At 64.2% G+C, this 15,064-nt stretch carries 15 protein-coding genes; 5 read left to right on the top strand and 10 right to left on the bottom strand.

Annotation, left to right across the window (positions count from 1 at the left end; all coding sequences use genetic code 11):
* Nucleotides 1-172: 172 nt before the first annotated feature.
* The 3 genes from BJP07_RS02090 to BJP07_RS02080 form a co-directional block, all read right to left on the bottom strand.
* The gene (locus BJP07_RS02090; protein WP_071565843.1) at nt 173-781 is read right to left on the bottom strand and encodes a septum formation initiator family protein; all 609 of its coding nucleotides are present in this window, start codon (nt 779-781) and stop codon (nt 173-175) included.
* A gap of 90 nt (nt 782-871) precedes the next feature.
* Nucleotides 872-2,146, bottom strand: a complete 1,275-nt coding sequence (gene eno / locus BJP07_RS02085) for a phosphopyruvate hydratase (RefSeq protein WP_071565842.1) — start codon at nt 2,144-2,146, stop codon at nt 872-874.
* A 230-nt stretch (nt 2,147-2,376) separates the two neighbouring features.
* On the bottom strand, nt 2,377-3,189 hold the full coding sequence (locus BJP07_RS02080; RefSeq protein WP_071565841.1) for a lytic transglycosylase domain-containing protein: 813 nt from the start codon (nt 3,187-3,189) through the stop codon (nt 2,377-2,379).
* 120 nt (nt 3,190-3,309) lie between these two features.
* Here BJP07_RS02080 and BJP07_RS02075 point away from each other — a divergent pair, with 120 nt between their 5' ends.
* Entirely contained in the window at nt 3,310-3,738 is a 429-nt protein-coding gene (locus tag BJP07_RS02075; protein ID WP_071565840.1) for a hypothetical protein, read from the top strand.
* A 252-nt stretch (nt 3,739-3,990) separates the two neighbouring features.
* Here BJP07_RS02075 and BJP07_RS02070 read toward each other — a convergent pair whose 3' ends face one another.
* Together BJP07_RS02070 and BJP07_RS02065 are read right to left on the bottom strand one after the other, a co-directional pair.
* Nucleotides 3,991-4,449 (bottom strand): hypothetical protein, encoded by a 459-nt coding sequence (locus BJP07_RS02070; RefSeq protein ID WP_071565839.1) that lies wholly within the window; start codon nt 4,447-4,449, stop codon nt 3,991-3,993.
* Between the two features lie 9 nt (nt 4,450-4,458).
* Complete coding sequence (locus BJP07_RS02065; protein WP_071565838.1) at nt 4,459-5,112, bottom strand: hypothetical protein; 654 nt, start codon at nt 5,110-5,112, stop codon at nt 4,459-4,461.
* Between the two features lie 20 nt (nt 5,113-5,132).
* Between BJP07_RS02065 and BJP07_RS02060 the strand changes: the two genes are divergently transcribed.
* Nucleotides 5,133-5,732, top strand: coding sequence for a MazG nucleotide pyrophosphohydrolase domain-containing protein (locus BJP07_RS02060; RefSeq protein WP_071565837.1), 600 nt, complete (start codon nt 5,133-5,135; stop codon nt 5,730-5,732).
* On the opposite strand, the gene dnaG is transcribed toward BJP07_RS02060, so the two are convergent.
* Nucleotides 5,729-7,639, bottom strand: a complete 1,911-nt coding sequence (gene dnaG, locus BJP07_RS02055; RefSeq protein ID WP_071565836.1) for a DNA primase — start codon at nt 7,637-7,639, stop codon at nt 5,729-5,731. The two genes, BJP07_RS02060 and dnaG, sit on opposite strands and share 4 nt — an antisense overlap.
* Nucleotides 7,640-7,675: 36 nt before the next feature.
* On the opposite strand from dnaG, the gene BJP07_RS02050 reads away from it, so the two are divergent.
* Nucleotides 7,676-8,068 (top strand): ribonuclease domain-containing protein, encoded by a 393-nt coding sequence (locus BJP07_RS02050; protein WP_071565835.1) that lies wholly within the window; start codon nt 7,676-7,678, stop codon nt 8,066-8,068.
* Between the two features lie 86 nt (nt 8,069-8,154).
* The gene (locus tag BJP07_RS10975; RefSeq protein WP_071565834.1) at nt 8,155-9,156 is read left to right on the top strand and encodes a hypothetical protein; all 1,002 of its coding nucleotides are present in this window, start codon (nt 8,155-8,157) and stop codon (nt 9,154-9,156) included.
* Between the two features lie 146 nt (nt 9,157-9,302).
* Here the strand turns inward: BJP07_RS10975 and BJP07_RS02040 are convergent, their stop codons facing one another.
* A complete protein-coding gene (locus tag BJP07_RS02040; RefSeq protein WP_071565833.1) occupies nt 9,303-10,562 on the bottom strand; it encodes a deoxyguanosinetriphosphate triphosphohydrolase in 1,260 nt (419 codons plus the stop codon).
* Between the two features lie 58 nt (nt 10,563-10,620).
* Here BJP07_RS02040 and BJP07_RS02035 point away from each other — a divergent pair, with 58 nt between their 5' ends.
* On the top strand, nt 10,621-12,642 hold the full coding sequence (locus tag BJP07_RS02035; RefSeq protein ID WP_071565832.1) for a TPM domain-containing protein: 2,022 nt from the start codon (nt 10,621-10,623) through the stop codon (nt 12,640-12,642).
* A gap of 11 nt (nt 12,643-12,653) precedes the next feature.
* On the opposite strand, the gene BJP07_RS02030 is transcribed toward BJP07_RS02035, so the two are convergent.
* The 3 genes from BJP07_RS02030 to BJP07_RS02020 are packed head-to-tail and all read right to left on the bottom strand — an operon-like array spanning nt 12,654 to nt 14,980.
* On the bottom strand, nt 12,654-13,079 hold the full coding sequence (locus BJP07_RS02030; RefSeq protein WP_071565831.1) for a hypothetical protein: 426 nt from the start codon (nt 13,077-13,079) through the stop codon (nt 12,654-12,656).
* The gene (locus BJP07_RS02025) at nt 13,079-13,585 is read right to left on the bottom strand and encodes a hypothetical protein (protein ID WP_071565830.1); all 507 of its coding nucleotides are present in this window, start codon (nt 13,583-13,585) and stop codon (nt 13,079-13,081) included. The genes BJP07_RS02030 and BJP07_RS02025 overlap by 1 nt, the downstream gene beginning before the upstream one ends.
* Before the next feature lie 12 nt (nt 13,586-13,597).
* Nucleotides 13,598-14,980, bottom strand: a complete 1,383-nt coding sequence (locus BJP07_RS02020; RefSeq protein ID WP_071565829.1) for a glycine--tRNA ligase — start codon at nt 14,978-14,980, stop codon at nt 13,598-13,600.
* Nucleotides 14,981-15,064 lie beyond the last annotated feature (84 nt).

Below are 15,064 nucleotides of genomic sequence, written 5' to 3'. Positions count from 1 at the left end.
AGACCTCAGGTGTGGTCATGCCTTCGAAGTATTTGTCGACTGCGGCCTCGCGGACGGTGTCGGGGAACTTTGCGGGCATCGGAATACCTTCCAGCCCTCAGCACTCCAACGAAATGTCCGCGCTCCCGAAAAGTGGATTGCAGTAATCCTGTTGCTACCTTTTAGCTTCGGGCTACTGTGCTTCGGGCGCCTCAGGCGCTTCGGCAGGAGCAACGGGAGCCTCGGGGGCCTCGGCGGGAGCGGGAGCAGGCGCTTCTGACGCCTCCTCGGTGGGGGCGTTCTCGGGGACCTCGCGCAGGGAGTCCCAGAGGAATACGGCCCAGCCGCGGTCGTCGGGGGTTTCGTCGGAGGTGATGGTGGTGCCGTGGGTCATGCGGGGGTCGATGACTCGCCAGGCGGACTCACCCGGTTCCATCACTCCGAGGCGGCGACGGGCAACCTCGTTGAGGTACTCGGGGTCCTCGTACTTCGCAATTTCGCGCTCGAGGTCCGCCTGGCGTCGCTCAAGGTGCTCGATGTTTGCCTGGGCGCGCGCGATCTCCGTGCGGCCCTCGTAGAAGTTGCGAAGTGGGGCTGCTACTGCCACGAGTACGGCGATGAGCACGATGATGAGCAGGGCGAGCGTCGCTAAGTTGGGGGCGGCGAAGCGCGACTCCTTGTTTGCCTTCTGCTCGGCGAGTTGCTGCTTGCGCTGCTCGCGGGACGCCACAGGCACAGTGCGAGCCAGCCGCTTCCTGCGGCGCTTCGCTGGGTGCTTCTCTTGGGGCGTGCCGGTGCTCATAGTGCTCATTAGTGTACAGCAGCGAAAAACACGACACCCCCTGCCACGCGCGAGCGCGCGATTGGCAGGGGGTGTGTAGAAATCAAGCGATTACTTGAAGCGTGGGAATGCGGAACGACCAGCGTAAACAGCGGCGTCGCCAAGCTCTTCCTCGATGCGCAGCAGCTGGTTGTACTTCGCAACGCGCTCGGAACGAGCCGGTGCACCAGTCTTGATCTGGCCGCAGCCCAGTGCCACTGCGAGGTCCGCAATGGTGGTGTCCTCGGTCTCGCCGGAGCGGTGGGACATCATGGTGCGGTAGCCAGCGCGGTGCGCCATGTCCACAGCGTCGAAGGTCTCGGTCAGAGTACCGATCTGGTTGACCTTCACCAGCAGAGCGTTCGCAGCGTGCTCCTTGATGCCGCGTGCGAGGCGCTCAGGGTTGGTGACGAAGAAGTCGTCGCCAACAATCTGGACCTTGTCGCCGATGGTCTTGGTCAGGTTTGCGTAGCCCTCCCAGTCATCTTCCTGCAGTGGGTCCTCGATGGAGACGATCGGGTACTCAGCGATGAGCTCCTCGTACACCTTGGCCATCTCCTCAGCGGAGTGCTCGCCACCCTCGAACTTGTACACGCCGTCCTCGAAGAACTCGGAGGAAGCAACATCCAGAGCCAGAGCGACGTCCTCGCCAGGCTTGAAGCCAGCCTTCTCGATTGCCTCAACAATCAGGTCAAGCGCTGCACGGGTGGAGTCGACGGAAGGAGCGAAGCCGCCCTCGTCGCCAAGACCGGTGGAAAGGCCCTTTGCATTGATAACGGACTTCAGGGAGTGGTAGACTTCTGCACCCATGCGCAGTGCCTCAGCGAAGGACTCAGCACTCAGCGGAGCAATCATGAACTCCTGGACGTCGACGCCGGAGTCAGCGTGCTCGCCACCGTTGACGATGTTCATCATCGGAACTGGCAGGATGTGAGCGTTCGGGCCACCGATGTAGCGGTACAGCGGCAGACCAGCGGACTCAGCAGCAGCCTTCGCCGCAGCGATGGACACGCCCAGGATTGCGTTCGCACCCAGGCGGGACTTGTTGTCCGTGCCGTCAAGCTTGATCATCGCCTGGTCGAGCAGACGCTGATCGTCAGCCTCGATGCCAGCCAGTTCGTCAGCGATCTCCTCGTTGACGTTCTTGACAGCCTTCTGGACACCCTTGCCGCCGTAGCGATCGCCACCGTCACGCAGCTCGTGTGCCTCGTGCGCACCAGTCGACGCACCGGAAGGAACACCCGCAATGCCGTGCGCACCATCGTCGAGGAAAACCTCAGCCTCAACGGTTGGGTTACCGCGAGAGTCCAGAATTTCACGAGCAAAGACGTGCATAATATCAGCCACTACAGTTCATCTCCTTGAGATTGGCCAAACCAAATTTCCGTTACCGATTGTTCCAGATCGCAGCAAAAAATGCTTGTTGGTGTTCGTCACATCGGCGCGTTCGCTGCGTTTCCGTACAACGATAGGCCGCCAACCACGCCATTTAAGGTCACACCATTCAAAATGTGATCTTGGTCAAAAGTTTTACCCATGCCCGGTTTTGCCCACTTTTGTGACTTTCCTTGGCCAGGCTACCGGGACGCGCGTTGCATCACCGCGTAGTTCGCAGCAGCGTCGCGAACGTTGTCGAGGTACTCACGCGAGCGGTTATACGTCAGCACTGCGTCCGACCAACCCTCCGCCGTGGACAGGTCACGCCCGTTCGCACAGAGGAGGTTTGCTGCGCTCAGGGCGGCGTCGTCGATTTGCTGAGGGTTGGCCACCCCATCGCCGTCCGCGTCGCGGCCGTAGATCACCCACGAGCCGGGGATGAACTGCATCGGCCCCACCGCGCGGTCGAACTCCGTGTCGCCGTCGAGGATGCCGCCATCCGTGTCCGTAATGAGCGCAAAGTGGCCCGTCCCATCGAGCGCCGGGCCGACGATCGGTGGCTGCGCCACCCCACTCTCGTCGAGGCGACCGGCGTCGAACTTCTTGCCCGTATAGGTGCCGTGGCGGGTCTCCACCCACCCGATACCGGCGAGCGTGTTCCACTGCAGATTGCAGGCCGGCCAGGCCTCCGCCGCGATCAGCGCGGCGTTACCGTAGGCGCGCACCGCCTGCGGATCAACCCCAATTTCCTCGGCAATGGGGGCTGCCCAGGCGTGGAGCTCGTTGGCCGTTCGGCCGGGCGCGTAGACATCAATCACTGGTGGGGCGGCGGCCGCCGCCGGGGGTACGTCTTCCGGGACCGGCTCGCGCTGCACGAACTGCTCCGGGCCACCAAGCGCGCTAAGTAGGAAGGCCACGAACGCGACCACCATCACCACCGCCCCGACAACGACAAGCAGCGCCACACACCCACACCCGCGCGCACGCCTGCCGGGACGGCCAGAAAACGTCATGGCAGAAGATCCTACACTACCCCCGGAATCCCCAATTTTCACTCCAGTCACTCCAGTAACAGGTATGGTGTATTCCGTTCCATTCTCAATCACCTATATACAACCGAAAGTGAGCACTCCATGCGTCTTTCCACCCGCATCGCAACCGTCGGCATCGCAGCCCTGACCGGCCTGGCAGGCCTCGTCGCACCGGCAGCACAGGCACAGGACGCCACGTCGCTGCTGCAACTGGTGAACGGCAACGTCAAAACCATGAACTGCAGCACCCTGCGCGTCACCCTCAACGGCACCGGCGTCGCAGGCAAGGACACCACCCGCCAGCAGCTGGTCAACAACCTCAACGGCAAGATCGGCGACTCCATCGCCCTTCGCGTCATGTCCGGCAGCACCGTCCAGGCAGTGGCAGACCGCGCGCTGGAATGTGGCATCGTGAAGCCGGACCCGGTTCAGGACTGGGCGAAGCTCCTCGGCAGCTCCCAGAACTCCATCCCGCCGCAGCTGCAGCAGCTGTCCTCCAACCTCGACCTGGGTCAGTTCCTGACGCGCTAGGTTTTAGGCGCCACCCTAGGTGGCAGCCCCCTTGCTTGCGCACCAAATTCCTGTTTTCGGGAACAGTCGCCAGCGTTTCCCCAGGTCGCTGGCGCTGCGTGAAGGAATTTGGTGCGCTCAGCCCCACCCAAAACACCAAATTCCTGTTTTTGGGGACATTCGCCAGCGTTTCCCCAGGCCGCTGGCGCCGCGTGAAGGAATTTGGTGCCGCCCCAGTCAGCCCGAGTGACAAAGCGCGCAGAACAACAGCGCCTACTCCACCACCAACTTGATCACATCGGTCGGCTCCTCGTCGCCCGCGAACTCGACGGGCTCGACGGTGGGGGTAATCGGGGCGTTCACATCGAGCTCATCGCCGGTGGTGGCGCCGGGGCAGGCGTCGATAATTGAGGGGTCGAACCACTCGACGGCGGGTGTGCGATCGTCGCTGAAGATGACGCCGATGCCCGTCCAGGTCTCCCAGCGCTGCGCGTTGTCGTTGATGCTGTAGACATCGTCGGGGTCGAACCCCAGGGCCTCCGCTTGCGCCTTGTCGGTGTACGGGCAGAAAAGATAGGCGCGCTCGGCGCTGTCCCCGACAACCTGCGACACCGTAAACGGCGTGCCGTCCTGAGCGGCAGCGGCGAATCCCAGGTCCGTCGACTTCCCTGTCGAACACCCGGCTAGCGCCACGCACCCGAGGGCAAGTGCGGCGAGAACGTCGATGCGCATAACAATCTCCTATCCTTGGCGGGCGTGCTCGCGTAGTGCGAATTCTACCGCGTCGAGTGGCAGGTCGGGGGCGTGCTCGTCGCGCCCGGCCTTGATGGCTGCCAGGTAGGTGCCGTACTCCTCGGCGGACCAGTCACTGGTCACGTCCAGGCCGGCGCCCTTCGCACGGTTGGAGCAGATGATGAGCGGCTTCTCGTCGGCGGCCTCCTGTGGGCCGGCCAGGAAGTAGATGAGGCCAGACGCAAACTTCGCGGGCAGGCCGGTGGCCACGACGGCCTCGTACTGCTGGACCGGGGTGAGCTCGCCGGAGCCGACCTTGCGCAGCGCCTGCAGCAGCGCGTTCGCCTTGCCCTTGTTGCGCAGGAACTGCTGCAGCTTCAGCTGCGCCTGCGCGTTCTTGCCGCCCTGGAACGCGAAGGACGCGCCCAAAAAGTCAATGATCTGGTCGCGGGCAAACTCGGAATCCACTACATCCTGCGCGAAGGCGAAGACTTCGCGGCGGGTCAGGGTCGCGGTGGCGTCGTCACGGAAGGGTGGGACGCGGCGCAGGTTGTGTGGCCAGCCGGTCTTCCAGCGGATCGGGGAAAAGCTGACGGTTTCTTGCGCGACGGCTTCCGCGGTTGGGGAAACGGTCTTGATGGCTTCTGCAATCTGGTTTGTCATGCGGACTATTGTTACACACTATGACCATCCTCGTGCTTGACCCTCGTTGGCCCGACATGCTGCCCGTTTCGGTAGCGCAGCGCATCCGCGGACCAGTGGAGTTCACCATGGAAGTGCCCGTCTCGGTGCGTTGGGACCTTGCCGACGCCCCTGATGGCCCCTGCCCCTGGCTCCTCACCACGAACGAGGCCGACGAGGTGGTGCGGGAGCGCGTCGCAAAGGGCGAGCACGTCGAGCGCGTGCCGTCGCTCGAGGATCCGGTCCACCAGGCGGTGTCCGTCATGCACGCGGCACGCACGCGCGGACAGTGGGAACGCTCCATGACGCACGAAACACTGCTGCCCTACCTCCACGAGGAAACCGAGGAGCTCGCCGCCGCCATCACCGACAACGAAGGCGACGAGGCCCTCCGCAAAGAGCTCTCCGACGTCCTGTTGCAGGTACTCTTCCACGCCGAAATCGCGGCAGAGCGCGGTGCCTTCGGGTTCGCGGAGGTGGCGCAGGGGTTCGTCGACAAGATGAAGGCGCGCTCACCCTACCTTTTCGACGGCAGCTCCGGCCCCATCGACGCCGATACCCAGGATCGGCTGTGGCAGGAGGCCAAAGCCAAAGGCAACTAGCTTTGCGGCCCGTACGCCCCGCCGCGCAGGGCGCGGTCGTTGAGCTCGCGGCGCGCCTGCTCCAACGCCACCAAGTCGGAAAACAGCGCGTTGTAGGCTGCCTCGTCGTCGGAGGGGCGCATCCGCTGCAGCTGCGCCTTCAACAGCGCAATCTGATCCCCCACGCGTGTCTCCTGCAGGCGTGAAAGCACCGAGTCCACGTAACGGTCAATGTCGTCCGGGTGCATCGGCTCGACCGCCAACTCGGAAACGAAATTGCGGCCCACCAGGTCCAGCATCTCCTGCGCCACCTGCGCCAAAAACTGCGGACCCACGTGCGCGCCCGTCACCCCGCCAGCCTTCTCGATCGCGTCACGCACCTGCCGATACGCCGGGTTCGTAAACGCCTCAGGCGAAATGCCCTCAAAGTAGCTGCCGGCTTTCTCCGGGTACTGCAACGCAATCTTGAGCGCCTCGCGCTGCGGCCACAACAGCGGATCCTGCGGGTTCGGCGGCACCAACGCGGGCGGCTGGCCCGGCGCGGCCTGCTGCTGGCGCTGCGGTTTCTGCCAGGTTCGCTGCTGCTGCTTCGGGCGGTGGGCCTCCTCGCGGACCTGCTGGAGCACCTCATCCGGGTTCGGCCAGCCCACCCAGCCGGCGAGCCTGCGCGCGTACTCCGTCTGCAGTACCTTATCGCTGATACCGGCGACGACGGGGACGGTGCGTCGCAACGCCTGCAGGCGCCCCTCCGCCGTGTCCAGCGAGTAGTCCTTCAGCAAAGACTCAATCACGAACTCAAAAATCGGGATTCTCGACGCCACCAAGTCCCGCAACGCGGAATCCCCGCGCTCAAGGCGCAAGTCGCAAGGATCCAGCCCGTCAGGGGCCACCGCCACAAACGACTGCCCCGAAAACTGCTGGTCCCCCTGGAACGCGCGCATCGCCGCCTTCTGGCCGGCCTCGTCGCCGTCGAAGGTGTAAATCAGCTCGCCGCGGAAATAGTTGTCGTCCAACATGAGGCGGCGAATCACCGCCATATGGTCCTTCCCGAACGCCGTACCACACGACGCCACCGCCGTCTTCACCCCCGCGGCGTGCATCGCCATCACGTCCGTGTACCCCTCCACCACCACCGTCTGGTGATCCGTAGCGATGTGCTTCTTCGCCAAATCCAGCCCGAACAGCACCTTCGACTTGTGGTACAACATCGTGTCCGCGGTATTCATGTACTTGCCCATCGGGTCATCATCGAAGAGCTTGCGGGCCCCGAACCCGATCACGTTGCCGGCCACGTCCTTAATCGGCCAAATCAAACGGCGCCGAAACTTATCAATCGGCCCGCGACGCCCCATACTCGAAATCCCGGCGTCCTGGAGCTCCTGGGCGTCGAAACCCTTGCGAAGCAAGTGCTTCGTCAACGTATCCCAACCATCCGGGGCGTACCCGCACTCGAAGTGATAAATCAGCTCCTTCGAAAACCCTCGCTCCAGCAAGAAATCCCTACCGACCTCCGCCTCCGGGGTCTCCAACTGCTCACGGTAAAACTCATGCGCCGCCTTATTCACCGCTAACAAGCGCGCCCGAGTCCCCGGCTTCACATCACGCCCACCAGTCGTCCCGCCCTGATAATTGATGTGGTAGCCAATCTCCTGAGCAACCGCCTCCACCGCCTCCGGGAAGGACATCTGCTCCATCTCCATCAGGAAGGAAAAAACATCCCCGCCCTTACCCGTGGAAAAGCAGTGGTAGTAGCCACGCGCCGGACGCACGTGGAACGACGGCGTCTTCTCATCCTTAAACGGGCTCAAGCCCTTCAGCGAGTCATACCCAGCTGGTTTCAGCTGCACATACTCGCCGACAATGTCCTCGATCGCCGCCCGCTCGCGAATAGCCTCAATGTCACTATCCGGAATTCTGCCCCTAGCCATACGGACATCGTAGCGCCTGTGACACAATGACTTCCCGTGAGCCGAAAGTCGAAGAACACCGCCGTCGGCGCCGTCGTTATCGCCGCGGCGCTGCTGATCAACACGTTCCTGCCCAACGACGACAAGGGCGCCACCGATAACCTCGACTCTTGCCCAAACCTCCCCACGGAGGCCTGGGACACCATCGACCTCATCGAGTCCGGCGGACCATACCGGCACCCAGAGGACGATTCACGCTTCCGCAATTACGAAGGCACCCTCCCCGAGGAACCGCTCGGCTACTACCGCGAATACACCGTGGACACGCCGGGCGTGCACCACCGGGGGTTGCGGCGCATCGTCACCGGCGGCGGATCCGACGGCATCGTCGACGAGTGGTACTACACCGACAACCACTACGACACTTTCTGCGAAGTGCAGCCACGGTAGCTTCCAGTAGGCCGCGGGCTTGGGGAGAATGTGTCGCCTCGAGCGGACTCGGGATTCTGTGAACAGAATTGCTACACTCACCGCGTATGGGGGAATTCGCAGCGCTCAGCGCACACATTCACAACCTACGGGGACGCACACAACAAGCCCAGCGGCACAAACAGGCCATCGCTGACGGAAGCATGGTGCGGATTGGGAGATATGGGGCCGTCGAAAAGCGGTGGTGGGGCACGCTTGACCCCGACACCCGCCGCATCGTGCACGCCCTCGTCCACGGCCGCGAAAACCGCAAAGCCGTCATCGTGGGGCGCACCGCCGCGCGCCTCCACCGCCTGCCCGTACCGCACTTCGGCCACCAGCCCGAGCTCACCGAAGTCGCACTACCCAACGGCACCTCCATCACCCGCAGCAAATGGCGCCCCGGCCTCCACTATCGACGCCAAACTCTCCACACCACCGACACCATCGCGGGAGTCCGCGTCGCACCTCTCCCCGAAACCATTGCCGCCATGTACATGTGGGAATCACGCGCGCAGCTTCACGTCGTCCTCAACCACCTCAAACACATCGGCGGACACGACGACACCATCACCAAAGCCGTCTGGGCCCTGCCCCGCCAACGCGACCGCAACGCCCTCCAACTCTGCTGGGAGCACGCCACCCACCACCCAATCGCACCCGAACTCGGCTACCTCGCTATCGCGCTCTACTCGCACCCCACACTCCCCGCGTACTACTGGCACGCCCAGCCAGACCGCGTCATGTACGGCACCCACTTCGCCCTCGCGCTCACCGACGCCTCACTTTTCGACGACCACTGCGCCCCCACCGAAACCGGCTGGGTCCGCACATTGCGCGTCCCTGTGGAAGCACTCCACCGCGACCTCCACGGCACGATCAACTTCATCGCCGACACCGTGCGCGCCACCTACCGCGGCCATCCGCATTGCCACATCTGCCGGGGACCACGCGAGCCGCTGCAATACGCTGACGACCTCCTTTGCGACACGAGCATTGAAGCCTTCATCGCGAAATTGACTCGATTCCCCGACGATGAGCGGCCCGAAGGCCTTCTTCCCGCGTGGTGAATCCTTGCGACGGGCGCTGCTCCGCCTGAGTTGAAGGTGTCACCTCGAGCGGACTCGGGATTTTGTGAACAGAATTGCTTGTGTCTGGAGTCACAAAATGTGCATTTTTGTTCACGATTTTCCGAGTCACGTCGTGATGAGTACCTCTAGAACAATCCGTCGAACGCGGCAGCCTTCTTTGCGGTGCGCTCGAGGCGCGACTCCGTCATCGAGGCAATCTGGTCCACGATGACGCGCTCGCGCTCCAGATCCGTCTCGGCGGCCTCGAACCACTGCTGGTACATCGTGTCCAGGGTGCCCGGCGCGCCCGCGCGCAGGTATTCGTGGACGTGGAAGATGCGGTCGCGCTGCCGGTCCTGGCGCGCGAGGTGCGCGGGCTCGTCCATCACGTACAGTACGGCCACCGTTTTGAGCAAGCGGACTTCCGCCTCCACGTCGGGCGGGACGATGAGGTTGCCGTGCTGCCTGCCCAGCACTCGGTTTGCTTCGTCGTCGAGCGTGGCTTGCGTGACCCCGCCGACGTAGCGCCCCACCAGTTGCGACGTCAGCGCTTTGAGCTGGGTCCAGGACTGGAGGGTGAAGTCGAAGTCGGCGGCTGCGGCGATGGCGGGCAGGGCGCGGAGACGGTCGGCTGCGTCGATGAGTGAGTCGGCGGTGCCGCCGAACGCGGCGGCACCTTTCTCGGCGAGGGCGGCGAGCTCAACGAAGTCCCACAGGACTTGGAGGGATACGCGCGAGGAGACGATGCCGTCCTCGACGTCGTGGACGGAGTAGGCGATGTCGTCGGAAAAGTCCATGACTTGGGCTTCTATGGGTGGGCGGTTGTCGGTGTGGCCGGCGCGTGCCCAGGCGAGGATGGCGGCGTCTTCGTCGTAGGCGGAGTATTTGCGGTTGGTGGAGCCGTCGGGGTTGGTGCGGGTCCACGGGTATTTGGTGGCGGCGTCGAGGCTGGCGCGGGTCAGGTTGAGGCCGTAGGTGGTGGCGTCGATAATTATTTTGGGTTCGAGGCGCGCGAGGATGCGCAGTGTTTGTGCGTTGCCTTCGAAGCCGCAGGGGGCGGCTGTGTTGAGGGCGTTTTCGCCGTTGTGTCCGTAGGGCGGGTGGCCGATGTCGTGGGTGAGGCCGGCCATTTCGCACAGGTCGGGGTGCAGGCCGAGTCCGGTGCCGATGCCGCGCGCGATCTGCGCGACTTCCAGCGAGTGGGTCAGGCGTGTGCGTGGTGTGTCGCCGTCGCGGGGGCCGACGACTTGGGTTTTGTCGGCGAGGCGTCGCAGCGCCGCGGAGTGGAGGACGCGGGCGCGGTCGCGGGCAAACGCGTCGCGGGTGTCCGCCTGGGGCGCGGTTTGGGCCCCTTTGGCGGCTTCGGGAGCGCGGCGTTCGACGTCTACGGCGTGATAGGTGTACACGCCTTCTGAGCGTAAACGTTTCCGGCACGTTTCTGTGTGAGCGACTACCCTCATTGGCATGACTAAGCGCAATTACCGTCTCTTGGCCGCTGCCCCGCTGTTTGTTGGGGGCGCGTTGCTGGCCGTCGCTCCGGTGGCGCAGGCTGCGGCGCCGTCCGTGTCTGTGCAGGCACTTCAGCCCAGCTTATTGACGACGCCAGTCACCGACGAAGCTGGTGTCCTGACTCCTGGGGAGATCTCCCAGGTTGAGGACGCTATCGCGCAGGTGAGCGCGCAGAAAGGCCGTTCGGTGCGAGTAGTGTTCCTCGATTCCTTTGAGGGCACGCCGCCGTCGCAGTGGACGGAGGACGCTGTGCGGGCCAACGGGCCGAATACAGCCGTCATCGCGATTTCGCCGGATGAGCGCGCGTACAGCGTGACCACCGGCGAGCAGTGGTCCTCTGCTGAGGCGGACGCGATTGACCAGGCGGCGTACGCGAAGTTGGTGCAATCCGACTGGGCGGGTGCGGCGTTGGCCGCGGTCGAGGCGGCCGGCAGCTCCGGCGCGGGCTCGAGTGGCACTGGTTCGGGTTCGGGTGGTGGCGAGGCAACCGGTCTGATTGCCGGCGGTGCCGGGCTCGCCGCGGTTGCTGGTGGCGGGTACTGGGCTGTGTCGCGTCGTAAGAACAAGCAGCACAGGGAGGCGCAGGTGGCGTCGGCACGCGAGCTGGCACCCGGCGATGCTGATTCGTTGAACCGCCTGCCTACCGCCACCTTGGACGCGGTGGCGCAGGAGGCGCTCGTCGCCGCTGACGAGTCCGTGCAGCAGGGTCAGGAGGAGCTGCGCCTGGCTACCTCCGAGTTCGGCGCGGACCGCGTGCGTCCATTTACTGCCGCGATGAACTCGGCGACCACCGCCTTGCAGCGCGCGTTTCGCACCCAGCAGGCGCTGCACGACGCCATCCCAGAGACCGAGCCGGAGCGACGCGCGATGCTTATCGACATCATTACGTCTGCCCGCACCGCTGAGGCGTCGCTGCGCGCGAAGACTGAGAAGTTCAACTCGATGCGTGGTGTACTGATGCGTGCGCCGGACGAGATCGAGAAGGTTATGCAGCGCACCGTCGATCTGCGTTCACGCCTGGAGCCGGCCAGGCGGCAGTTGGCGGCGCTGTGGGAGCAGTACCCGGCCCACATGTTGCACTCCATCGACGGCAACGTTGAGCTCGCCACCGAATCACTCGCCGAGGCCGAGGCCCAGCTGGACAAGGCGCGCGGGCTTGCCGCACGCCCGGCCGGTGAGCAAGGCCCGCTTCTCGACGTCCTCTCCGCCGCCACCCGCGCCGTCGAACTTTCCGACCACAACCTATCCGCCATCGAGCACGCCGACGCGAACATCCGGACGGCGAAGGAGAACCTCTCGTCGCTCATCCAGGAAATTCGCGACGAGATCGAGCAGATCGCGCAGCTCAAGGGTGCACGCGCACAGGGCGCCGACATCGACGTGGCTGCCCTCGATCGCGTCACCGCGACCGCCCGCGAGGCCATCGCCAACATCGGTGACCGCGACACCACCGACCCACTGAGCTTGTACGCCGACTTGAGCGACGTGGATGCCCAGCTCGACGCCGAAATCGAACGTGCCGAGGGCGCCGCCCACGACCAGTCACGCGCGCTGACCATGTTCGACCAGCAGATGCAGGTGGCCACCACCCAGATCCAATCCGCCGAGGACATGATCCGTTCCCGCGGCCGCATCATCAGCTCACAGCCGCGCACCCTGCTGGCCCAGGCGCAGCGCGAGTACGCAGAGGCCCAGCAGCGCCGCACAAGCGCGACCCGCGAGGCCATCGAGTACGCCCGCCAGGCGACCACCACCGCGCGCCGCGCGATCCAGGCCGCCAAGGACGACCTGGACCAGTACCGCCGCGCCCAAGCCCGCGATACCGCGAACTCCATGGCGCAGGCCGTGCTGTGGGGCTCGCTCCTCTCCGGTGGCGGCGGTAGCCGTGGCGGTGGGAGCTTCGGAGGAGGCGGTTTTGGTGGCGGCGGCTTCTCCGGCGGCGGTGGCGGGATGAACACCCGCGGCGGCACCTTCTAGCCCTAGTAACCCTAGTAACGCAGCCTGCGCGTGGGCGTGTCCACGTACGTGAGCGCCCACGTCATAAACAGCAGGTCCCCCACGAGCGTTTCGGAAGCACAATCCCCCAAAACGGTCACTTCTAACTCCCCGTTGAGGTGGCCGTTTGTTGCTGCGACGGTGATGCCGCGAGCGTCGATAATGTCGCGGCGGCGCCCCCGGGTCCTGCGCAACGTGTACGGCCTGCCGCCGCACTCGGCGGCGTAACGCGCCACCGTCAGGCTCGCCTTGCGCAGCAGATAGCGCTGGCCGCACTCGTCGACCCCGCGCAGCGAGGCGGGGGACGTCGACACCATCGTGATGCGGTGTTTACCAGCGGTGATCGTGGCGCCCTCAACGGTTGCCACCGTCGCATCGGAATCTTCGAGCGCCGCACCGCGCCACCACAGCGTGGTCATTAGAGGAACATCACCAGCACGATAATGCCCGAGAACAGCAGCAGCGTGCCGATCAGCGCATTCGAAATCCCGACCTTCTTCGCCTCCAGGACCTCACGGCTCACCCACGCCAGGCCCGCCACATCGGTAGCGGGCAGGGTGGTTTCGCCCTCAAACTCGAGGATCGCCTTGCGCACCCCGTTGTGGTCCTGGGTAAACTGCGCGACCTTCTCGCCGGCTGCATCGTTGACCACCCAGTTCTTGCCCCACTCATTGACCAGCACGTAGGAGCGCTCCCCGATATGCACCGGGATCTCCTTCGCGCGCGCCAAGGAAGCGGTAGCCTCCACCACTTTCTCACCGTTGCACTTCGCCACCGCACCGGACTCCGGCGCGACCAGCAGGTCCCACTGCTGCCCACCCACCGTTGCGGACTCGTGCGTGAACTCGCCGAGTACCTCCGGGCCGGCCTCAGCCAGCAGCTTCGGGGCGTCGCGCTGCGTGCGGTCCCAGCTTACGTAATGCATCGCGCGTGCCTCCTAGCAGCCGATCAGGCGGGTAGCCAGGTACGCCTCGAGCTCGTCGATCTTGACGCGCTCCTGCTCCATCGTGTCGCGCTCGCGGACGGTCACGGCGCCGTCCTCAAGCGAGTCGAAGTCGAAGGTGACGCAGAACGGCGTACCGGTCTCGTCCTGGCGGCGGTAGCGGCGGCCAATCGCGCCAGAGGTGTCGTAGTCCACGTTCCAGTGCTGACGCAGCTTCGCGGCGAGCTCCTCAGCAGGCTCGGCAAGCTCGGCCTTCTTGGACAGTGGCAGCACGGCAACCTTCACCGGCGCCAGGCGACGATCCAGCTTCAGCACCACGCGGGTATCCGTGCCGCCCTTGGCGTTCGGGGCTTCTTCCTCGTGGTAGGCGTCGACAAGGAAGGCCATCAGCGCGCGGCCAAGGCCTGCAGCCGGCTCGATGCAGTACGGCGTCCAACGCTCGTTTTCTGCCTGGTCGAAGTAGGACAGGTCCTCGCCGGACTTCTCAGAGTGCGTACGCAGATCGTAATCCGTGCGGTTCGCGATCCCCTCGAGCTCACCCCACTTGGAACCGGTGAAGTTGTACGCGTACTCAATGTCGACAGTGCGCTTCGAGTAGTGCGACAGCTTCTCCTTCGGGTGCTCGTACAGGCGTAGGTTGTCCGGGTTAACCCCCAGGTCGATGTACCACTGCAGACGGTTGTCAATCCAGTACTGGTGCCACTCTTCGTCCTCACCCGGCTTGACGAAGAACTCCATCTCCATCTGCTCAAACTCGCGAGTACGGAAAATGAAGTTGCCCGGCGTGATCTCGTTGCGGAAAGACTTACCGATGTTCGCGATACCGAACGGCGGCTTCAGACGCGCCGACGTCATCACGTTCTTGAAGTTCACGAAAATACCCTGCGCCGTCTCCGGGCGCATGTAGTGCAAGCCCTCCTTGTCGTCGACCGGGCCAAGGTACGTCTTCATCAGGCCCGAGAACTCACGCGGCTCAGTCCAGTTACCCGGCTGGCCGGTCTCCGGATCTTTGATGTCAGCCAAGCCGTTTACCGGCGGGTGGCCGTGCTTCTCCTCGTACGCCTCCAGCAGGTGGTCTGCACGGTAGCGCTTGTTGGTGTACAGCGACTCCACCAGCGGGTCCGTGAACACCTCCACGTGGCCCGAAGCCTCCCACACCTGACGTGGCAGGATGATCGACGTATCAACGCCGACAGTGTCCTTCCGGGACTGCACCATGTGCTTCCACCACTGGCGCTTGATGTTTTCCTTCAACTCGACGCCGAGCGGGCCGTAATCCCATGCAGAACGCGTACCGCCGTAAATTTCACCGGCCGGGTACACAAGGCCACGGCGCTTGCAAAGGTTAACAACGGTATCGATCTTGCTGGCTGACATGAACACTCCTCATAGATGGGTGATGCAAAAACTACCCGCTTAGTGTAGCTAATCCCCCGGACACTTAGCATCTGGCCCACCACA

The sequence above is a fragment of the Corynebacterium sp. NML130628 genome (assembly GCF_001875665.1).
Classification (GTDB): Bacteria; Actinomycetota; Actinomycetes; order Mycobacteriales; family Mycobacteriaceae; genus Corynebacterium.
Note: the sequence above shows the minus strand (reverse complement) of the source record. Positions and strands in the feature narration are given on the sequence as shown.